The sequence below is a fragment of the Paenibacillus sp. FSL W8-0919 genome (assembly GCF_038003785.1).
In the GTDB taxonomy this organism is placed as follows: domain Bacteria; phylum Bacillota; class Bacilli; order Paenibacillales; family Paenibacillaceae; genus Paenibacillus_AQ; species Paenibacillus_AQ lactis.
Genome location: NZ_JBBOPV010000002.1, coordinates 1 through 19540, shown reverse-complemented (window position 1 = coordinate 19540; position 19540 = coordinate 1). Strand labels below are relative to the sequence as shown.

Annotated in this window: 19 protein-coding genes and 1 pseudogene; 14 read left to right on the top strand and 6 right to left on the bottom strand. The window is 51.8% G+C overall.

The window, feature by feature from the left end:
• Window positions 1-93: 93 nt before the first annotated feature.
• Both NST44_RS30365 and NST44_RS30360 read left to right on the top strand, forming a co-directional pair.
• Window positions 94-843: a MerR family transcriptional regulator gene (locus NST44_RS30365; protein ID WP_007131244.1), complete on the top strand. Its 750-nt coding sequence runs from the start codon at window positions 94-96 to the stop codon at window positions 841-843.
• 172 nt (window positions 844-1015) lie between these two features.
• Complete coding sequence (locus tag NST44_RS30360) at window positions 1016-1327, top strand: YbjQ family protein (RefSeq protein WP_007131245.1); 312 nt, start codon at window positions 1016-1018, stop codon at window positions 1325-1327.
• Between the two features lie 313 nt (window positions 1328-1640).
• On the opposite strand, the gene pyk is transcribed toward NST44_RS30360, so the two are convergent.
• Window positions 1641-3056: a pyruvate kinase gene (gene pyk, locus NST44_RS30355; RefSeq protein WP_007131246.1), complete on the bottom strand. Its 1416-nt coding sequence runs from the start codon at window positions 3054-3056 to the stop codon at window positions 1641-1643.
• A gap of 170 nt (window positions 3057-3226) precedes the next feature.
• Here pyk and NST44_RS30350 point away from each other — a divergent pair, with 170 nt between their 5' ends.
• From NST44_RS30350 to NST44_RS30340, 3 genes and pseudogenes are all read left to right on the top strand, one after another.
• Window positions 3227-4006, top strand: coding sequence for a helix-turn-helix transcriptional regulator (locus tag NST44_RS30350; protein ID WP_007131247.1), 780 nt, complete (start codon window positions 3227-3229; stop codon window positions 4004-4006).
• A 238-nt stretch (window positions 4007-4244) separates the two neighbouring features.
• Entirely contained in the window at window positions 4245-5096 is an 852-nt protein-coding gene (locus NST44_RS30345) for a manganese catalase family protein (protein ID WP_007131248.1), read from the top strand.
• Window positions 5097-5192: 96 nt separating this feature from the next.
• A pseudogene (locus tag NST44_RS30340) lies at window positions 5193-5390 on the top strand (KGG domain-containing protein); the annotation flags it as partial.
• 207 nt (window positions 5391-5597) lie between these two features.
• Here the strand turns inward: NST44_RS30340 and NST44_RS30335 are convergent.
• Window positions 5598-6572 (bottom strand): aldo/keto reductase, encoded by a 975-nt coding sequence (locus tag NST44_RS30335; RefSeq protein WP_007131250.1) that lies wholly within the window; start codon window positions 6570-6572, stop codon window positions 5598-5600.
• A 288-nt stretch (window positions 6573-6860) separates the two neighbouring features.
• Here NST44_RS30335 and NST44_RS30330 point away from each other — a divergent pair, with 288 nt between their 5' ends.
• The 3 genes from NST44_RS30330 (at window position 6861) to NST44_RS30320 (ending at window position 8461) form a co-directional block, all read left to right on the top strand.
• The gene (locus NST44_RS30330) at window positions 6861-7178 is read left to right on the top strand and encodes a hypothetical protein (RefSeq protein ID WP_028405404.1); all 318 of its coding nucleotides are present in this window, start codon (window positions 6861-6863) and stop codon (window positions 7176-7178) included.
• 173 nt (window positions 7179-7351) lie between these two features.
• A complete protein-coding gene (locus NST44_RS30325) occupies window positions 7352-7822 on the top strand; it encodes a DinB family protein (RefSeq protein WP_244152748.1) in 471 nt (156 codons plus the stop codon).
• Window positions 7823-7957: 135 nt separating this feature from the next.
• Window positions 7958-8461: a CYTH domain-containing protein gene (locus NST44_RS30320; RefSeq protein ID WP_213614769.1), complete on the top strand. Its 504-nt coding sequence runs from the start codon at window positions 7958-7960 to the stop codon at window positions 8459-8461.
• Between the two features lie 185 nt (window positions 8462-8646).
• On the opposite strand, the gene NST44_RS30315 is transcribed toward NST44_RS30320, so the two are convergent.
• Window positions 8647-9090: a DUF5946 family protein gene (locus NST44_RS30315; protein ID WP_213614767.1), complete on the bottom strand. Its 444-nt coding sequence runs from the start codon at window positions 9088-9090 to the stop codon at window positions 8647-8649.
• Between the two features lie 205 nt (window positions 9091-9295).
• Between NST44_RS30315 and NST44_RS30310 the strand changes: the two genes are divergently transcribed.
• From NST44_RS30310 to NST44_RS30295, 4 genes are all read left to right on the top strand, one after another.
• The gene (locus tag NST44_RS30310) at window positions 9296-9967 is read left to right on the top strand and encodes a helix-turn-helix transcriptional regulator (protein ID WP_144872711.1); all 672 of its coding nucleotides are present in this window, start codon (window positions 9296-9298) and stop codon (window positions 9965-9967) included.
• Between the two features lie 59 nt (window positions 9968-10026).
• Window positions 10027-11199 (top strand): MalY/PatB family protein, encoded by a 1173-nt coding sequence (locus tag NST44_RS30305; protein ID WP_213615016.1) that lies wholly within the window; start codon window positions 10027-10029, stop codon window positions 11197-11199.
• A 36-nt stretch (window positions 11200-11235) separates the two neighbouring features.
• On the top strand, window positions 11236-12753 hold the full coding sequence (gene nhaC, locus NST44_RS30300; protein WP_213614765.1) for a Na+/H+ antiporter NhaC: 1518 nt from the start codon (window positions 11236-11238) through the stop codon (window positions 12751-12753).
• Window positions 12754-12835: 82 nt separating this feature from the next.
• Window positions 12836-13222, top strand: coding sequence for a RidA family protein (locus tag NST44_RS30295; protein WP_213614763.1), 387 nt, complete (start codon window positions 12836-12838; stop codon window positions 13220-13222).
• Between the two features lie 98 nt (window positions 13223-13320).
• On the opposite strand, the gene NST44_RS30290 is transcribed toward NST44_RS30295, so the two are convergent.
• Window positions 13321-14076, bottom strand: coding sequence for a YheC/YheD family protein (locus NST44_RS30290; RefSeq protein WP_213614761.1), 756 nt, complete (start codon window positions 14074-14076; stop codon window positions 13321-13323).
• 327 nt (window positions 14077-14403) lie between these two features.
• Between NST44_RS30290 and NST44_RS30285 the strand changes: the two genes are divergently transcribed.
• Window positions 14404-14787 (top strand): MmcQ/YjbR family DNA-binding protein, encoded by a 384-nt coding sequence (locus NST44_RS30285; protein WP_007131260.1) that lies wholly within the window; start codon window positions 14404-14406, stop codon window positions 14785-14787.
• A 224-nt stretch (window positions 14788-15011) separates the two neighbouring features.
• On the opposite strand, the gene NST44_RS30280 is transcribed toward NST44_RS30285, so the two are convergent.
• Window positions 15012-16283 carry a chitinase gene (locus tag NST44_RS30280; RefSeq protein ID WP_213614759.1) on the bottom strand — a complete coding sequence of 424 codons (1272 nt, stop codon included), beginning with the start codon at window positions 16281-16283 and terminating at the stop codon, window positions 15012-15014.
• Between the two features lie 418 nt (window positions 16284-16701).
• Here NST44_RS30280 and NST44_RS30275 point away from each other — a divergent pair, with 418 nt between their 5' ends.
• A complete protein-coding gene (locus NST44_RS30275) occupies window positions 16702-18054 on the top strand; it encodes an MATE family efflux transporter (protein ID WP_210095396.1) in 1353 nt (450 codons plus the stop codon).
• Between the two features lie 91 nt (window positions 18055-18145).
• On the opposite strand, the gene NST44_RS30270 is transcribed toward NST44_RS30275, so the two are convergent.
• The coding region (locus NST44_RS30270) for a LuxR C-terminal-related transcriptional regulator (RefSeq protein ID WP_340901468.1) at window positions 18146-19540 on the bottom strand (1395 nt) is incomplete at its 5' end.

The window sequence follows — 19540 nt, the reverse complement described above, 5'->3', positions numbered from 1 at the left end:
AACCGTCTCGTTTCATATTGCTGGAATCCAAATAACGTTTGACTCTCCTCTTGGAGGAGGCTTTAGACTGATAGCTGAAAGGAGGTTAACCGCATGCTGTACACGGTAAAGGAAGTGTCGACATTGTCGGGCGTGACCGTCAAGGCACTGCATCATTACCATAAGATAGGCCTTCTTATGCCCGCCGAAATCAGCGACGCTGGCTACCGATTGTACGGGAAGCGCGAGCTGGAACGACTGCAGGAAATTTTATTCTACCGGGAGCTCGACATTCCGCTGGATAAAATCAAAGAGCTGCTGGACGGCTCGCAGAACCGTCGGACCATCCTGTCGGAGCAGGAAGAGCTGCTTGCAGCTCGCCTGGACCGCCTGGACACGATACTGGACACGCTCAGAAAATCAATGAAAGAACTGGAGGGAGGACAACCGATGAAACCAGAGGAAATGTTTAAAGGCTTTGATAGCGATGAAGCCTGGAAGGAAGCGTTAAAGGAACAGAATGATTACTTGAAGGACGCCTATGACGTTGATTTGCTTCAGGATGAGCAGATCCATGCAGCGGATCTGAACGAGCAAGCGGCTGAGGCCTCCGCATTCATGGCGGCGATGGCCGAGTCGTTAACGTCCGGGGTCAAGCATAACGATGAACGCGTACAGCGCCTGATCGGCAAGCATTTGGCATTCTTGAACGCCCATGGCCATTCGATAACGCCGGCGGATTTTGCGGCGCAGACGAAGTTTTTCCTGCAGGATGACTTCCATCTCCGGATGCTGGAGGAGCAGCAGACCGGTCTTGCGTATTATCTTCATGCAGCCGGGGAGCAATACGCAGCCCTTGCCTAATCGAAGCGGCAGAGATAGCAGAATAGACGAAAAAGCGAAACAAACAAGCGGCAGGAATGCCGTTTGTTTGTTTATTCCAGGATGTTAGGTAGACGCGGAAGAGGGGATCACCGCAACCGATTCCTTTTTCCAGCGTAATAAGAGGAAACCAATACGAAAGAAGGAATATTCCATGTTAATTTCAACAACATCCACCCTTGAAGGTTATCCGGTTCAACGTTATATCGGCGTCGTGACAGGCGAAGTGATTATGGGCGCTAATGTGGTGAGGGATTTTCTGGCCTCGATCACCGACATTGTCGGAGGGCGTTCGGGCGCATATGAGAACAAGCTGCAGGAAGCAAGGGACGCAGCCATCGCCGAAATGAAACAGCAAGCCGATCATATGGGAGCCAATGCGATTTTAGCCGTCGACATTGATTATGAGGTCATTCGCGAAGGCATGCTGATGGTCGCCGTCAGCGGAACGGCCGTAGTTGTTTAGCAGAGAAGATCCCGGGGCGGTTATATAACGATAACGCTGCTCGTTCCCGAGCTGTCTGCGGACAGCCAGCGGTTCGATTTCATTTTGTTCGGGGGCGGCTGCTAGGACAATCGGTGCATCTTTAATATGAAAGGGTTAGGCAGAGGGCTCGAAGCCCGATCTGCCTAACCCTTTTTTATCGTAATCGGTCCTAATCCGACGTTTATCCTGCCCCCATATAGAGCGTTATATCATTTGCGCTTTATTGCTCTAGGTCGTTATTGCTCTGAGTAGCAATTGGCACGGTTGAAACATGGGGAGGTCTTAAAAAATATTAAACTTGCAGTACCTTAATCAGATTCGTGTTGCCGGATTGGCCGATCGGCACGCCGGCGGATAATACAATAATATCGCCTTTTTCAATGTAGCCTGTCTTAATGGCATTCCGGGTTGCGGATTCAAACATTTCGTCCGTTGTCGTAACCTTGTCGCCTTTTACCGGAATGACGCCGGAGAGCAGGCAGATTTTCGCCAGCACTTCCTCGTGCTGCGTGACGGCGATAATCGGCGCCTTCGGCCGGTACTTCGAAATCATCCGCGCGGTAAATCCGCTCTCCGTCGCCGTAATAATGGCTTTCGCATTCAAGACAAGGGAAGAGCTGACCGCTCCCTGGCTGATGACTTCCGTAATGTTAGCCACTTGTTGTCTGGATTTGAAGGCGAATTGATCTTTGTAATCGATCATCGTCTCGGCGCGGCGGGCGACGGCCGCCATGGTGCGCACGGATTCCACCGGGTATTTGCCCGCGGCGGATTCCCCGGACAGCATGACAACGTCCGCGCCTTGAATGACCGCGTTAGCCACGTCACTTACCTCGGAGCGGGTTGGGCGGGGATTGACCTGCATGGATTCGAGCATGTGCGTGGCCACGATAACCGGTTTGCCGGCGAGGTTGCATTTATCGATCATTTCTTTTTGCATCATAGGCACTTCTTCGACTGGCACTTCGACGCCAAGATCTCCCCGGGCAACCATGATGCCGTCCGATGCTTCAATGATGTCATCCAGGTTCTGCATGCCCTCTTCGTTCTCGATCTTGGCGATGATCTGCACATGGTCCGCGCCGCGTTCTTTGAGGATGCGGCGAATCTCGCGAATGTTATCGCCCTGGCGCACGAAAGAGGCGGCAATGATCTCAATCCCGTTCTCCAGTCCGAAGCCGATATGCTTCACGTCCCGCTCGGTGACCCCGGGAAGCGTCGTTTTTATTCCCGGCAGATTGACGCCTTTACGCGGTTTGAGCACGCCGCCGCTAATGATTTTGCAATGGATGTCGTGCCCGTCGATATGCAGAACGTTCAGGTCCACGAGGCCATCATCGATGAGTATGCGGTCTCCCGGCTTGACCACTTGATGAAGCTCTGGATAGTTGACCGAGATGCGGCGGGCGTCACCTAGAATTTCCTCCGTCGTCAGGATGAGCTCCTGACCCGGCTCCAGCAGGCAGGAAGGCTCTTTCAGCTTGCCGATCCGCACTTCCGGTCCTTTAATGTCCATCATGATAGGCACATACTTGTTTAACTCGGACGCGGCCTGACGAACATTCCGGATCCGGGTCACGTGATCTTCCGGCTCCCCGTGGGCCATATTCAAACGGGCAACGGTCATTCCCTCTTGAATCATATTCTTCAACACCTCAATGGAATCGCACGCAGGTCCCATCGTACAAATGATTTTTGTTTTGAGCATGATTATTGGATCCTCCTTTGTATTCGTACTATTTTGTACCCTTCAGTCTGTTTCCGTTATACAAGTTCAATTCAAACTTTCCTAATGATGACATTGTAGCCTGTCTTGTCGAATCATGATAGGAACTATAATACAATGATTAGACTATAGTATCGTATAAGAGGTGGGTTATGGTCACTCCGATAGATGTAAGGCAAATTAACGGCGTCGATTGGTATGAAGAAGCAGACCCGGCGAAGAGAGCATGGCGGTTAAGCCTTGTGACATATGGAACATGCGTGTATTGGCTGAATGGGGATAAGCAGATCATGAAGAAGGGCGAGCTTCTGGTTATTCCGGCGGGCGTTCCGTTTTATGCCAAAAGCATCCCGACCGTAACGCATACGCAAATCGTCGTTGAATGGACGGAAGACGTCTCCCGGGCTTTACCCGTGCTCGTACGGGAAGACGTTTTGAAGCATAAACCGGGCTGTTATGAATTGCTCCTGGAACGTATGAAAGGGATCCATCAGCAGTGGCAGGAGCGCCCATCGTATTATGCCATGATGATAGAAGCATTATTGACAGAAGTATTGATTTATATCAGCCGCGAGCTGGACAGGGGGGCCATTCCGCCCGAAAAGCACTTGCATGCGGAACGGATGAAGTCATATATCGAGCGGCATTACCGTGAGAAAATAACGAAAGAGGAGCTGGGTGATGCCATTGGCAAAACCCCCAATTACGCGGCGGCGCTCTTTAAGAGCGTAACGGGGCAGACGATAAGCCAGTACGTGCACGCTCAGCGGATGAAACGGGCAGCCTTTTTGTTAACCGAATCGCAGCTGACGGTACAGGAGATTGCCGTATTTTTAGGATATCAGGACCTCTCCTATTTCTATCGAACCTATAAGCGTGTCATGGGCACCGCTCCGTCGGATTTATTGCATGAGCGTCCACGGACGATATAGGCATTCTTGGGGAAGGACGATGCTTGGCGGATTAGCAGTCCGGTTGGAGGGGGACCGTATAAATTGACGAAAATATTGGTTTACGCTTTTAGCCGCGCGGGTCGCGGCTTTAATTATTATGAACGGAACATAGAAGCTTACGCGGACTTCATGATGCACAACTGTTTAATATCGATGGGTCCGGGTAAGAAATAATCGTTCGATCCATATCAATCCAACCCTGAAGGAGGACGACTTGATGTTTATTCACATGAAAGAACTTCAATACCGCGCAAAACCGGAAAGACCGGATCCGGTATTTGCCCGGAAGCTTCAGGAAGTGCTGGGTGGACAGTATGGCGAGATGTCCGTCATGATGCAGTATCTGTTCCAAGGCTTCAACTGTCGTGCGGAGCAAAAATATCGGGACATGCTGCTTGATATCGGGACAGAGGAGATCGCGCATGTCGAAATGCTGAGCACGATGATCGCTCAGCTGCTGGACGGTGCACCGGCGGATCAAGTCGACGAAGCTGCCAAGGATCCGGCTATTGCCGCCGCGCTCGGCGGTATGAATCCGCAGCATGCGATCGTGTCAGGGCTTGGCGCAATGCCGACGGACAGCAACGGCTATCCGTGGAACAGCAAGTATATTATCGCGAGCGGCAATCTGCTGGCCGATTTCCGGGCGAACCTGAATGCGGAATCCCAAGGGCTGCTTCAGGTCGTGCGACTGTACGAACAGACGACGGATCCTGGCGTCCGGGATATGCTGTCGTTCATGATTGCGCGTGATATTATGCACCAGAATCAATGGCTGGCAGCCATCGAGGAGATCGAAGCGATTGACGGTCCGATCGCACCGGCGTCGTTCCCTCGGGAGCGTGCGGTTACGGAGGCAACCCGGCAATTCATGAACTTCTCCGTAGGCGAGGAGAGCAGCATGGGACGCTGGGCGAACGGGCCGATGCCGGACGGTACGGGCAACTTCGAGTATGTGGCCAACCCTACGGCTTACGGGGAAGCGCCCGTTCTGAAGCCGGCTGCCAAGCACCAGCATTCGACGCCCGGAACCGGGCCATACGTCGTGAACGAAACCGTGAAGAATTAAATAATCGTACGAAGGATATCGAATGTTTCACCCCAGTGGGAATGGTTAAATATGAGACATAGCAGTAATCAATAAAACGACTAGGAGTGATGAAACATGGCTAACAACGATAACAAAATGAGCAGAGAAGAAGCAGGACGCAAAGGCGGAGAAGCAACGGCCAGAAATCACGACAAGGAGTTTTATCAGGAGATCGGCCGCAAGGGCGGCGAGGCCACGTCTAAATCGCATGATAAGGAATTCTATGAGGAAATCGGCCGTAAGGGCGGAGAGTCCCGCGGCAATAATAACGACTGAGGATTTCCTGCTGCGCTAAAGAAGCGTGGAATCAGGAAATGTTGAAGCCACAAGCAGCAGATGAAACCAATACAGCATAAATAAACAGCGGCCGTTCCCGATACGGGGACGGTCGCTGTTCTATGTTTCTTGCATATTTTGCACCGGGTGTGCTTTTGGCCGCAAGCGAGCCAGGATGAATTCATGGCTTCTAAGAGCCTTTGCTCAATCGAGGCGATATGTCGCAAACGGCTTGCCATGAACAAACGGTTCGCTGATTTCATCCAGGCTGCTCGCAAGCGAATCGTCCATCTTAATGTCCAGGCTCTTCAAATTGTCATCAAGCTGCTCGGTCTTCGTTGCGCCGACAATGACGGTGGAAACCGCAGGACGATGGATCAGCCATGCCAGGGACAAAGCGCTTGGGGAGTGCCCATGCTCGGCAGCCAGCTGGGAGACCTGAGTGCCGAGCTTGAGATTGTGATCCTCAAGGAAACGCTGGAAGTTCGGGTCCGTATCCGCCCGGGAACCGGACGGCACCCGGTTGTCCTGATTATATTTCCCCGTAAGAATCCCCCCTGCCAGCGGAAAATACGGGATAATGCCGACGCCTTGATCCAAGCACAGCGGCACAAGCTCCCGTTCAGGCGTGCGGTCGGCCAGCGAATAGCTTACTTGTGTGGATACATACCGGGCATACCCCTTGAGCTCGCTGATGCCGAGGGCCTTCATGATCTCCCATGCCGCGTAATTGGAGGCGCCGATGTAGCGGACCTTGCCCGCAGAGACCATGTCGTCCAAGGCGCGCAGCGTTTCGTCCAGCGGCGTGTGCGGATCGAAGGTGTGGATCTGATAAAGATCGACATAATCGGTCTGGAGCCGCTTTAAGCTGTTGTCAAGCTCCTGCTGGAGATGATAGCGGGAGGAGCCGCGTTCGTTCGGGCCCGTCCCCTTTATCAACCCCGCTTTGGTGGCCAGCACGACATGTTGCCGCTTCCCGGCTAGCGCTTGTCCGATAATTCGCTCCGATTCGGTGCCCGCGTAGATGTTGGCCGTATCGATAAAGTTAATGCCGTGATCGAGAGCATGTTCGATAATGCGGATCGAGGTCTTCTCATCGGCTCGTTTGCCGAACGCATTCGTGCCGAGGCCAAGCTCCGACACCTTAAGCCCGCTGCTGCCAAGACGACGGTAGTTCATCATGATCGACTCCTTTTATGTACGTAAATTGTATAGTTTTTCTTTAGTATAAACAGTTTGGCCGAACGGGTTCAAATCATCGGGAGGGCCATGGGACTGAGGGGTTACCCAAAAAACATTCTTTTTTAGCGGCATAGGAAAAAATATAGATTAACTTCCATGTCATGAAATGGTAATATAGTCATAGGATAAAAGAAGTGGTTTTGTCTATCGGATTCCTACCTAAGAACTGCACGAGAATATGAGAGACTGCTGCTTTTTTCACTATGAATCATGGGATGTGAAATGGTGAAGATTTATTTAAAGAATGATGCGGGGGTCACCAAACGAGTGAAGCTGGGGTTTAGCTGGACTACCCTTTTCTTCGCGTTTCTTCCGGCTTTATTCCGCGGGGATTTGAAATGGGCAGTTATTATGTTTATTATTTCTGCAGTTTTTGGTTCATTTACGCTCGGGCTCGGGGCATGGATTAGCGGAATCGTATTTTCCTTCGTCTACAACAAGATTTATATCAAGGAGCTGTTGGAAAAAGGTTACCGCCCTGCTGATGATTCAGCCCGTACCGCTTTGGAACGCAGCCAAATCATCGCAAGAACGGCGGCGTAGTTACAGTAGAGCAATAAAGCTTGTATTTCCCCTCAAGAAAGAAGGGATACAAGCTTTTTATTTTCGATATCGACCGACTGAAATGTATCTCCCCTCACGGGAACACGCCTATTCTTGCGAACTCTATGGAATTTCGATAGGATAGTTACATACGATTAGAAAGGAGATATCAGATGATGAATGAAGCATTGCTGAATCAACTGGATTTTGCCAGAGCATCGACCCTTGCAGCGGCGAAGGATGTAACGGAGCAGGAGGCCGACATCGTGCCGGAAGGATTCGCGAACAGCATTCGCTGGAATCTGGGGCATATCTACACCGTTCATGAACAGTTTGCCTTTGCGACGGCAGGCGAGAAGCCGCATTTGCCGGAGGGATTCGAGGCTTGGTTTGCAACGGGGACCAAACCGGCCGATTGGACCTCCAAGGCCCCTGCACTCTCTGAACTGATTGAGCTTCTGGAAGGCCAAATCAAGCGGATTCGGGATACCTTCCAAGGCCGCATGGACCAATCCTCGGCGCATCCGGTCACCATTGGACCGCTCACGCTTCAAACGGTTGGCGAGTTTCTTTCGTTCAGCTTGTTTCATGAAGGGATGCACACCCAGACCATTAAAGCCTATAAGAAGCTGATTCGAAAATAAGTTATACCGAGAGCGATAGTAGGGCTGCCTGACCGCAGTTGCCAACTATCGTTTTTTTATTTGTAGCTTGCCCCTTTCGTCTTTATAATTGAGAAACGATAGCAAGGGTTTAACGAGTGGAGGCGAATAGGAGTTATGGCGGTTGAAATCGAACGGAAATACCTGCTGGGCGAATACCCTGCAGCTCTTATCGAGAATGGGGCGCTTATCGTCGAGAAGGAGCAGCAAATCGAGCAGACGTATTTGGCGTTGGACGGCGATCAAGAGCTGCGCGTGCGCAAAATCATCGACATGAGGACCGGGGCGGTGGAGTTCACCCATACCTTTAAGAAGGGTTGGGGGCTGGCCAGGGAAGAGGTTGAGTATTCCATTTCGGAAGGGCTGTATGAACAGGTGGTGACGGCGCACGGGGCGATCCCGCTTACCAAGAGGAGAGTCACTGCCCGCTGGGGAGAGCGCATCGTTGAAATCGATGACTACAGCCAAATCGAGCTGCTGGTGCTGGAAGTGGAGTTTCCTTCGCTCGAAGACGCTGAAGCGTTCGTGCCGCCGGCATGGTTTGGCAGGGATATCAGCATGGAGAAGCAGTATAGCAATAAAAAGGTGTGGCGGGATCTGCAGGCACGCTCTGAAGCTTGATACCGGCACAGTCGATGCGGGCCGTTGAAGCGGAGGACCGCTGCGCTTCTCGCTTGGCATTTTTCAGTCGGCGCCCGACGAGGCTCTTTCAACAGGTCAGCTATGACCGGTGTGAAAGGGCCTTTTTTTGCGTTTGGCTGATGCAAAGGAGTGTCGTTTCGTTCAGGGGGAATTCGTGCAATCGATTAGAGTTCACTTCGTATGGCGTCACGCCACTTCTTGATGTTGTCGATCGCCATCGCTTCCCCGCCGATGTAAACATCATTGATCGTGCGCGTCCAGCTTCTCTGGCTGCGGGATCTCTCCTTACTTGAGAGGGGATTCGCTATTTTGCCTACGGTTTGAATCCGTTCGCGGTTTTCCCGTAATATCGTTGCCGCATCCCAATTGTTGTCATAAGCATCTCGAAATAAGTCGACTAACTGGTCGTACCCTGCATCGGTATAATTGGAAGGGTGCTGGATCATATAACAGGAGACAAGCCAGAAATGAAGGGCGTATAATTCCGGATCCTGATGCTCCCAAGCGAGAGGAAAGCCGAATTGTTCATAACAAGAGTACTGATCAAGCTCCATTGCCCCGCATTCCATACACCGTCCGTTCATCATGATGGTTGAATGGTCAACCATGACGTTCCCCTCCCATAACTGTTTTCATGAATATGTATGAATAGGATAAACGATGACGTAACGTTAATGTCCAGAGCGAGAATTGATTTTAAAATAAAAGTTGTAAACGTTTCATTTGTATAATATAATATTATCATGATAAATAATTATTATTTATGCAGTTATGACATTATACAATTACACTCAACAGAAAGGAGAACGTTCCATGAATGAGACCCGGCAGCTGCTCGAAAGCTATTTTCCGATTGCTTCGTTCATCGCGGCAATTATCGGGCCGAAATGCGAGGTGGTCGTGCACGACATCAGTGATCCGGAACGCTCCATCATTTTTATCGAGAACGGGCATATTAGCGGACGCAAGGTCGGTGATGCTTCAACCGACCTCGTATTGAAGATTCTGAAGGCGGAGGCATACCGCGAAGAGCAATTCATTGCAAACTATAAAGCCTCCGGTCCGAGAGGGCAGACTTTCAGGTCGGCAACGTATTTTATTAAAGACCGAAACGGCGGGCTGGTGGGCCTCATGTGTCTGAATATTGATGTTACGCATATGGATGTTGCGGCCGAATGGATCAACAGTATACTGCAAGGCGCTTCACTGACGCCGCCGACATCGATCGATGCTCCGAAAGAAGAGAAGCCGTCAACGGAATACCTGCAAGGAAACGTCGACGATTTGCTTCAGCACATCATCCAGTCTGTTCTTAGCAAAATCAGCATGCCGGCTGATCGGCTATCATCCCAAGAGAAGATCGATATCGTGAAAGAATTGAATGAACAGGGCGTATTTTTGCTAAAAGGCGGAGTTTCCAAAGTCGCCGCAGCCTTATCCATATCCGAGCCTACCGTGTACCGATATCTGCAAAAGCTGAAATAACCTGCTTTAGTCCATCAATCATCATGAACGAAAGTATAACAACCAAGGAAGGTGACATCATGACATTCAACTTCGACCATATTGTCAGCAGGTTTGGTACGAACAGTGCGAAGTGGGACGGAATGGCGCAAAGCTTGGGCAGCGACATGATCGCCCTCTCCGTAGCCGACATGGATGTGCCGGCGCCGCCAGCCGTTGTGGACAAGGTATGCGAAATGGCCCGCCACGGTATTTACGGATACACAGATCCGTTCCCGACTTATTATGAGGCTGTCCGTCAATGGATGGATCAAGCTTATCAATGGAAAGTAGAGAGGGATTGGATCGTCTATTGCCCGAGAATTATTCAAGCTGTTTCGGTATTGATCCAGAAATGTACGGAAGTCGGTGACAGGGTGCTGATCCACTCGCCGGTTTATCAGCCTGTTGCGAAAGCGGTTACGCTTAATGACCGTGTCCTGACCGAGAGTCCGCTGCATCTGGTGAACGGCCGGTATGAGATCGATTTTGCGGACATGGAGCAGCGCATGCGGGAAGGTGTCAAAATGGTTCTGCTCATTTCCCCGCATAATCCGGTAGGACGGGTATGGACAAGGGAGGAGCTGGAGCGCATCGGCAGGCTCTGTATCGAGTATGATGCATTGATAGTCTCCGATGATATCCATGCGGATTTCATTCATCAGGGACATGAGCACACGGTCATCGCCAAGCTGTCGGAAGAGATCGCGGAGCGGTCCGTCATCTGTACGTCGCCCGGCAAAACCTTTAATTTGGCCAGTCTCGAAATCGCTAACATTATAATTCCGAATCGCGATCTGAGGGAGCGGTTTAAGCAGGGATTGCTGCAGGCGGGCATCCACAATCCGACCTTTTTTTCCGTACCTGCGCTCGAAGCAGCCTATACCTCGTGTGAGGAGTGGTTAACGGCACTTCAAGGATACATTAAGGACAATATTGCTTTTACGAAACAATATATCGCCGAGCATATGCCCGAACTAAAGATTATTGAGCCGGAAGGAACTTATTTGCTGTGGATCGACTGTTGGGCCGTCAGCCGACGGGAGAGCGATCTGGTGGATTGGATCCAGGAGAAGGCCCGAGTAAGCGTCAGTTATGGCACATCCTTCGGCTCAGGCGGTGAAGGCTTCATCAGGGTCAATATCGCCGCTCCGCGAGGGATTATTCAAGAAGGCTTAGCGCGGATGGCTTCGGCATATCCGTTAAACCGTTAAAAAACAAACGTTTATTTACATCCAGGGGGAATTGATATGGCTAAGCCGAAAAAGGAACGAGTAATTAAGCAGCCTACCATGTTTCTTGCGCTGCTTCCGATATTTACGATGGTGATTCTGCTGTGTCTTGGTTACGTTTTATTTGAGCTGCCTCCGGAGCCGTTGATTATCACATCGGCCATTGTCGCAGGCATCATCGCGATCAGGCTGGGTTACAGCTATAACGACATATTGGAGTCCATCTCGCAAAAAATAGCGAAGACGATGCCGGCCATTCTTATTCTGATCGTCGTTGGATTCATGATCGGCGCATGGATGGTCGGCGGTACCATTCCGATGATGATATTCTACGGGCTCAAAATCATTGATCCGCAGTTCTTGTTAATTACCGCCTTTCTGGTCACATCCGTCGTATCGGTGTGTACCGGTACATCCTGGGGATCGGCCGGTACGATCGGAGTTGCCTTCATGGGCGTTGGCGCCGGTATGGACGCCAATCTTGCTGCCGTGGCAGGTGCGGTAGTGGCAGGCGCTTATTTCGGGGACAAGCTGTCCCCGCTCTCGGATACGACCAATATCGCGGCACTGTCCACCGGCGTTAACCTGTATGAGCACATCGGCCACTTGCTGTACACGACGCTGCCGTCCTTTTTCGTGGCAGGGATTGTATATGTAGTGACAGGATTGAACACGCATACATCGAGCAGCGGAGTTCCGGAGAAGGTCACCGAGATCATGAATACGCTCACCACGATCTACGACTGGAATTTGCTGCTGATTCTGCCTGTTCTGATCGTACTATACGGCTCCATTACCAAAAAACCGACGATTCCGGTTATGCTGATATCCTCTTTTGTCGCGATGGCGAACGGTATGATCTTCCACGGATTCACACTGCATGATGTAGTAACCTCTGTGGTAAGCGGATTTGATATCGCAATGGTACACGTGAGCGGCTTTGATCCTCAGGCGGTCATTGCGGACATTCCACGGCTCATTAACCGGGGAGGCATGAGTTCCATGATGGGAACGCTGCTTATCTGTTTCAGCGCCATTACATTTGCCGGCACGATCTCGCTAACCAAGTCGCTGGAGCTGATTGTCGATAAGCTTCTGAAACTCGTCCATTCCACCGGATCGCTGATTCTGGCTACCATTGCAACGGGTCTGACGATGATCGGGGTAACCAGCAACGGCCAGGTATCCATCTTAATGCCGGGCGAGATGCTGCGTGAGGCGTATATCCGGCGGGGGCTGCATCCGAAAAATCTGGGGCGGACGGTTGAGGATTCTGCCGCCATTACCGAGCCGATCCTGCCATGGACGGCGGCCGGTGCCTATATGGCAGGAACGCTGGGCGTGGCGACGCTGTCCTATCTGCCTTGGGCCGTGCTGTGCTGGACCGGCATCATTTTTGCAACGATTTGGGGCTTTACCGGGTTCGGGATCGCGAAGCTGACGCCTGAGCAGCAGGAGGAAATGCTAAAGGAGTATGGGGGCGATCAAGAGCGAAGCCTCAGCAAGCCTAACGCAACCACAGCATCTGCCAATTAAGAATTACCCTGAAGGAAATGCACCAAGTACCATCAAAAAATATAAATGCGTGCTTAGACACGCTAATGAGGAGAGAGACAACATGACAGAACAACAGAGAACAACCATTTCCACAAACCAAGCTCCAGGTGCCATCGGCCCTTATTCGCAAGCAGTCCAATACGGAAATATGCTGTTTACCTCCGGTCAGCTGGGAATGGATGCAGACGGACAATTTGCGCAGACGGCCTCAGAACAAGCGGAACGTTCTTTGCTGAACGTCAAGGCGATTCTGGAAGCTGCCGGCTTCGGGATGGAGCATATCGTCAAGACCACCGTATTTTTAAAGGATATGAACGATTTCCAAGCAGTCAATGAAGTCTATGCTTCGTTCTTCACGGAGCCTTATCCGGCACGCAGCGCTGTGCAGGTAGCGCGTTTACCTAAGGATGGATTGGTCGAGATTGAAGTGGTGGCGATCAAGTCATAATCGGATTTCTCTTTATATTGACCTCTATATAAGCGAACAAGGGCCGGGCATAATGCCCGGCCCTTGTTCGTATGATCCACCATGATAAGGGGACCCGGCTATTTATATCTGCCGTACTGCTTGCCATAAGAAATGACGCGGTTATACAGACTCTTGTCCTTCAGCGTCAGGAGCGGGTAGACCTGCGGTCTCGTGTTCACCTCGAGAATCCATGGACGCCCGTTGAAATCCAGCGCAACGTCGAGTCCAAGCTCCTTAAAGCCTTTGTAGTGACGGTCAAAATTATGGCCAGTCGCTACGCCGACCCGTTTCAGCTCGGTCTCCATCTGGGAGATGAAGGCGGGGTTGAAGCCGGCGCCCTCCATCGTATGCCGGAACGTGCCGATTTTGCCTCCCTGATTGTAGTTGGTGGCGACTTTGCCGGGACTGCCGACCTTTGTAAACAAGGCAGTGCCGACCCAGCTTCCCTTCTTGGTCTTCTGGACCATCACCCGGATATCGAACGGCTTGCCGTTGCTCTTCGCGAGTCGGATGCCTTTCTGAAGCAAGTAGGAACGGTTGCCGGCAAAACGCTTCAGCTCCTGATACAGCTGATCGATGCCGGAATAATACGTTTTTTTCGTTTTGAGCTGCTTTTGATAGCCCCCATCGGTTTTGCGGATCCGAATAATGTTCTTGCCGCCGGACCCGTCGGTCGGCTTAAAGAAGACGGTATTATAGTCGTTCAGCATGGAGGTCAGGTTTTTTTTGCTAAAGAGCAGGGTTTGCGGGACATAACGCCGAAAATAGGCGTCCTCTAACAGCCACTTCGTTTTCTTCCATTTGCTTTTGATGGTGCTGCTTTTATAGGGCATATTCTTAGAGGCTCACCTCTCTTTTTTGTTCAGCATATGCCGGGAAAGATGAGCAAGCCTCCACGTTGGCCTTGAGCCAAGCTGTGAGATTGAAAATAATTTTTTATCGGATAAGCGCAAGGTGATAACTAATGTCATGGCAATGAGCAGGAATCCTGCGGAAATGATGAACTAACCGTGCGGGAGTGACCGAACATGATCGAACACGAAAGCAGGAACAAATCATGGACAAGGATGGTAAGGAAAATTATGATGTAAGGTAGTCCCGAATCTATCGGTTCGAATGATTCTATGATGAGTCTATTTTTAGAAGAGGAGAGTGGTCGCTTGCGAGACCCGATTATGGCGTACTGCCTTTCAAAAAAGGGAGCCCTGGAGGATTATCCGTTCGGTCCGCTCCCGGTCGTCATGAAGGTCGGCGGCAAAATGTTCGCTCTGTTAACGATAGCGGACCAGAAGGTCAGTCATATTTCCTTGAAATGCGATCCGGTGATTGCAGCGAACTTACGGGAACAGCATGAAGCCGTCCAGCCTGGATACCATCTGAACAAGAAGCATTGGAATACGGTCACGATCGACGGTTCCTTGAGCGAAGCCGATCTGCAAGACATGATTGATCATTCTTACGACCTGGTGCTGAATACGCTGCCGAAGGCAAAGCGTCTGGCGATTACGCAGCGACTGGTGTCATTGGATGGAGAGGCTACGTAAGCGGTAATCTGCATAGGCGTCGCGCCTGTCGATCGCGCAGCGATTGGATTATCGGACAGCAAGGCAGTTTACGACGGTAGGCTGCATCAGGAGCCCTGCCCGTCGATCGCAAGGGTTGGCATTATGGGATTCAAGCCTGCGCACGATGGTAAGCTGCAAGGAGCACCACCAATCTTCCGACCGGCGGTGCTTGTGTCGGGTTATCCCGGCAATGGAGGCGACGGTTAGAAAGGTCTCATGCCGAGCGTATCCACCTTTTCGCCCGTAATATCGACGCCCATCCGGGCGGTAATATCGCGGTAGTGCCCTGCCCGCCGCTGGACCGGACTTCCTTCGGTTTCACCTAAGTTTGCTTCCAGACCGTTCAAGACGATAATCGTTGTGCCGAAGCCCGGGTCGCCGAGGCCTCTAAATTTATCGAGTGCGGAAGGCTTCCATTTGCCGACCATGACGTCATGGGCCGAAGGCTTCGGATTCTGCGGCGTCATCCAGAATAGAATCGCGGTCATATAACCGATCTTGCCGTCGGCTGCGACAATCTCCGGCTGGTTAAGGAGCACGCTTTTGTCCCCGTAAATGATGGAGCTGAACAGACCGTAGTTGAAATTCCAGCTGAGCATGATCGGTCCGCGGCCGTAATAACGCTTGCCGGGCGTTCCCGGGTACAGCTCGGCTGACGCAGGATCGACGAAGGCGTCCGGATTGGCTCCCGTCCGGCCCGCGATGTTCTCATTCCAGAACAGTCCCCAGCGCAGCGGGCCTCCAGGCGCCGTCGCCCATCCGCCGCCCGTCTCGTGCGACAGGTTGGCGAGGAAGGCGGCCAGCTCGCGTTTGCGGTCCTTCTTGAAGCCTTCTTTCAGAAACGTACCGCCATCAATGACAACGGTTTCAATCGGCTTGCTGCGATTCTCCGGAGCGTTAAAGTCTGCCGACCGCAGCACAAGCGTCTCGATCCGGGCCTCCTTGTCCAGCCGTTGGATCTCTTGAGCTGAAGGGGCTCCTTGTCTCGTGCTGATTTTGATCTTCAGATTCGATACGTCCGCGACCGCGGAAATAAGATTGCCATATGAGAAATAATCCGTCTGGTCGGCCTTATAATATTCCTTCCCCTTGGCGACCTGGAACCACGCTTCCGAGCCGAGCCGATAAGGGAACAGCTGCTCAAAGTCTTCCTCCGAGAGCAATGATTGAACAGCATCGATGGCCTTCTCCGGTGCATAATCCGGATCCAGATCATCCCATTCCTGCATCAGCTCCTTACGGTTTAGAAAACGGTGTTCGCCAACATCCAGCAGGCTGCCCTCAATCACCGGTTCGTGTCCGGAAGGAGCAACCGGCTCGGCTTTCGCGGATTGGCTGGACGGGGAAGCTTCGGGACTATGCGCGGAATTGGCAGCAAAAGCTTCAAGCGGAGAGATGAGAAGCGCCGTTCCCAGCACGGCAATCATACTGCGTTGAATCATCTTGGTGGATAACGGATATTTCCACACGGTCATACACATTCTCCTTCATTCCATAATTTGGATTGGGAATCCATTGCCATCATATCTACGGTATGTTGGTTTGTACATAGTCTGATGCGACTACGAAAGTCAGCCGGAATGCCGCCTCATCAATAGGTAGATTCATATCCATAGCGATTGCTATGACGTGTGGCAGGGAACATGCTGCGGAATCGGGAGGAATGCCGTCGAAGACGGACAGCTGCCATTCGCAGTCCCCTACGACTTCGCGACTAGTTTTTTACCCTAAAAACATTATAATGTTATTATGTCCGCTCCAAATCTATGAATCTATCGCCATCGTTTGCGTCATGAGTGTGTTTCGATTCCGATTGTTCTTTTCATTTTCTGCAATTCATATATATTTAAATAAAATAAATAGACATCCTATAGACGAAGAAGGGTAGACGACATGAGTTTATTTGTGCGCGAGAGCGGGTTTTACCGGCGATTTTTCTGGCTGACGCTTGTGATCGGGATGCAGAACCTGATATCGGTTGGAGTGAATTTATCCGATAATATGATGCTTGGCGGTTACAGCGAGACGGCTTTGTCCGGCGTCGCGCTTGCGAACCAGATTCAATTCCTGCTGCATATGCTCGTGATGGGAGCCTGCGAGGGGCTAGTCATCATGTCCTCCAGGTTCTGGGGGGCAAAGCGGATCGATTCAATAAAACAAGCAGCAAGCATCGGCATGCGGATGTCGATAGCGCTCGGCGTCATGATGTGGCTGGTGGTTTTCTTCTTCCCGCAAGAGGTGCTGTCCCTGTTCACGAAGGACGCGAACGTGATTGCCGCCGGTGTCGAGTATTTGAGGATCATGTGCTTCTCCTACATCTTCTTTGCCGTGACCAGCTCGCTGCTTGCCACGCTGCGGAGCGTGGAGACGGTGAAAATCGGATTTATCGTGTCGTTATCCACGCTGGTGATTAATATTGTGCTGAATTATATTTTGATTTACGGTCACCTGGGCTTTCCCGAATTGGGCGTTCAAGGGTCGGCGATCGCCACGCTAACGGCGCGCATTCTGGAATGCATCATCGTCTGCTTCTATATCAAACGATTCGACCGGAAGATCGGGCTCGCGCTTCGGGATTTCCTGCATATCGACCGGGAGCTGTTCAAGCAGTATATCCGGGTTGGCTCCCCGATTCTGATGTCCAATGCGATCTGGGGGCTGGCCATGGCCGTACAAACCGCTATTCTGGGGCATATGGGGGAATCCGCCATCGCGGCCAACTCCATTGCGAACACGATCTTCCAGATGGTTACGGTCATCATCTACGCATCAGCCAGCGCGACCGCGGTGCTCATTGGGAAGACGATCGGCGAAGGCATGATGGATAAAATTATAGCTTACGCCAAAACGCTGCAGATTTTGTATGTATTCCTTGGCCTCGCGACAGGCGCGGTCCTGTTCCTGCTGAAAGGCCCCGTCCTCGGCTTCTACTCCATCTCCGAAGAAGCGAAGACGCTTGCCGGACACTTCATGACGGTGCTATCGATTACGGTCGTCGGCACCGCCTATCAGATGCCGGCCCTGACAGGGATCGTCCGCAGCGGCGGAGACACGCGCTTCGTGCTGTACAACGACTTCATCTTTATGTGGCTCATCGTGCTGCCGTCCTCGGCGCTCTGCGCTTTCGCGTTCGGCCTGTCGCCGCTGATTGTATTCATTTGCTTGAAATCGGATCAGATTTTGAAGTGTTTTGTGGCGATCGTGAAGGTCAACCGGTTTAAATGGATACGATCCTTCAGCTCATGAGCGATAGAAGGATGCCTAAAGGAAATCGAAAAGTAAAAGGAACCTCGGGTCCACAGACCGCGAAAGGTTCCTTTTTTTATATATGTTACATTCACTCTTCCAGCAGATTTAACGACTGGGCTTTAACTAAAGCCTGCGTTCGGGTGGTCACCCCGAGCTTGCCGTACAGCCTGGATAAATACACCCGGATCGTTCCTTCGGACAGGCCCAGGGCAGCGGCCATTTGTTTATTGGCGGCACCCTGCCGGATCAAGCGCAGCAGATTCATTTCGTTCCGATTCAGCCCTTCCGGAAGAACCGGCATGGCCGGCTTGGCGGTAGAAGGATCCGTTAAGGAAAAATGCTCCATCAGCGTGCGCGCATAGTCAAGGTTCTGCAGGGCTTCCGAGTTCAAGCTATCTTCCTGCCCAGCCTGGTTGGAATACAGCTTCAGAAGCCGGTACATATCAGCACCTTCGTCCAGGAAGGTACGGACATAACCGTTTTGCGCTCCCACATGCAAAGCATGCCCAAGAAGCTGAAGCGACTTCCGTCGCTGACCACGCTGATGCTCCAGCAGCGCTTGAAGGCTCGTGATCTCGATGATGCTGGACCGCTGCTGCTCGCGCTCCGCCTGGGGCTTTAACAGGTCCAGCAGATGAAGCGCTTCGGCTTCCCTGCCCTGTCTGCCTAACAGGCGGATGAAAGCCAGGTATTCGGTTTCCCGGCTATAGGCAGGCCTGTCCTTGACCGAAACGTGAAGGGCGGAAATTTCCTTCCGGGCTTCGGATATCCGCCCTTCCCGGAGATAAAGCAAGCCCCGTACGGCCTTTAACGGAGGGAGCCATAGGTTTGATCTTCCGGAGAGGACAGCGGCCTGCGCTTCATCGAGCGCATAATGGGCAAGATGGAATTTGTCCTCCGCTGCGTACAGCTTGGCTTCGGTAGTATGCAGCGGCACAAGCAAACCCATTGTGTCTTCGGCTGGCGGGGCGTTTCGAATGTGAACCAGCAGCTCACGGCATTCGGTAAGGCGATTCCATTCATAATACCCCTCGCACAAAGATTGCTTCACGTATAAATTCATAAGCGAATGATCCCAGCCATGGGATTCGAGCACGCCGGTAAACAGATGGGCAATTTTCTCCGTATCGGCCGATAGTGCACCCTTCATGCCTAGCGGAGTTCGTCTTACGTATGGCTCCCGCCGATTGTAATCGAACTGATAGTATATGGGATTGTCGGGCATCAGGTTATTGAGGAAGCCTTCGCTGAAGGCGAGCCATTTGGCGAAATCCCCGTTCAAAAACACGAGATTGGAGCGCACGAACAATATGCTGCTCTGGAGCTTCTCTCGTCGATCCGAAGGCGCGAGTGCAGCGCACGCTTCTTCAATCCGCGACAGCATGCGCTCGGAGCGAATCAGATCCCCTGTAAGAACCACGATAAAGGCATGCGCCAATGATAATTCGGGTGTCATCGGGTATTGAGGGGGGATTCGGTCAAA

What these genes read in the sequence shown, in the direction of transcription:
- NST44_RS30275 (WP_210095396.1), top strand. Translation starts at nt 16,702, where the DNA reads ATGAGTTTATTTGTGCGCGAGAGCGGGTTTTACCGGCGATTTTTCTGG.
- NST44_RS30295 (WP_213614763.1), top strand. Translation starts at nt 12,836, where the DNA reads ATGACAGAACAACAGAGAACAACCATTTCCACAAACCAAGCTCCAGGT.
- NST44_RS30350 (WP_007131247.1), top strand. Translation starts at nt 3,227, where the DNA reads ATGGTCACTCCGATAGATGTAAGGCAAATTAACGGCGTCGATTGGTAT.
- NST44_RS30315 (WP_213614767.1), bottom strand. Translation starts at nt 9,090, where the DNA reads ATGGTTGACCATTCAACCATCATGATGAACGGACGGTGTATGGAATGC.
- NST44_RS30320 (WP_213614769.1), top strand. Translation starts at nt 7,958, where the DNA reads ATGGCGGTTGAAATCGAACGGAAATACCTGCTGGGCGAATACCCTGCA.
- NST44_RS30305 (WP_213615016.1), top strand. Translation starts at nt 10,027, where the DNA reads ATGACATTCAACTTCGACCATATTGTCAGCAGGTTTGGTACGAACAGT.
- NST44_RS30325 (WP_244152748.1), top strand. Translation starts at nt 7,352, where the DNA reads ATGATGAATGAAGCATTGCTGAATCAACTGGATTTTGCCAGAGCATCG.
- NST44_RS30290 (WP_213614761.1), bottom strand. Translation starts at nt 14,076, where the DNA reads ATGCCCTATAAAAGCAGCACCATCAAAAGCAAATGGAAGAAAACGAAG.
- nhaC (WP_213614765.1), top strand. Translation starts at nt 11,236, where the DNA reads ATGGCTAAGCCGAAAAAGGAACGAGTAATTAAGCAGCCTACCATGTTT.
- NST44_RS30365 (WP_007131244.1), top strand. Translation starts at nt 94, where the DNA reads ATGCTGTACACGGTAAAGGAAGTGTCGACATTGTCGGGCGTGACCGTC.
- pyk (WP_007131246.1), bottom strand. Translation starts at nt 3,056, where the DNA reads ATGCTCAAAACAAAAATCATTTGTACGATGGGACCTGCGTGCGATTCC.
- NST44_RS30345 (WP_007131248.1), top strand. Translation starts at nt 4,245, where the DNA reads ATGTTTATTCACATGAAAGAACTTCAATACCGCGCAAAACCGGAAAGA.
- NST44_RS30335 (WP_007131250.1), bottom strand. Translation starts at nt 6,572, where the DNA reads ATGAACTACCGTCGTCTTGGCAGCAGCGGGCTTAAGGTGTCGGAGCTT.
- NST44_RS30310 (WP_144872711.1), top strand. Translation starts at nt 9,296, where the DNA reads ATGAATGAGACCCGGCAGCTGCTCGAAAGCTATTTTCCGATTGCTTCG.
- NST44_RS30360 (WP_007131245.1), top strand. Translation starts at nt 1,016, where the DNA reads ATGTTAATTTCAACAACATCCACCCTTGAAGGTTATCCGGTTCAACGT.
- NST44_RS30280 (WP_213614759.1), bottom strand. Translation starts at nt 16,283, where the DNA reads ATGACCGTGTGGAAATATCCGTTATCCACCAAGATGATTCAACGCAGT.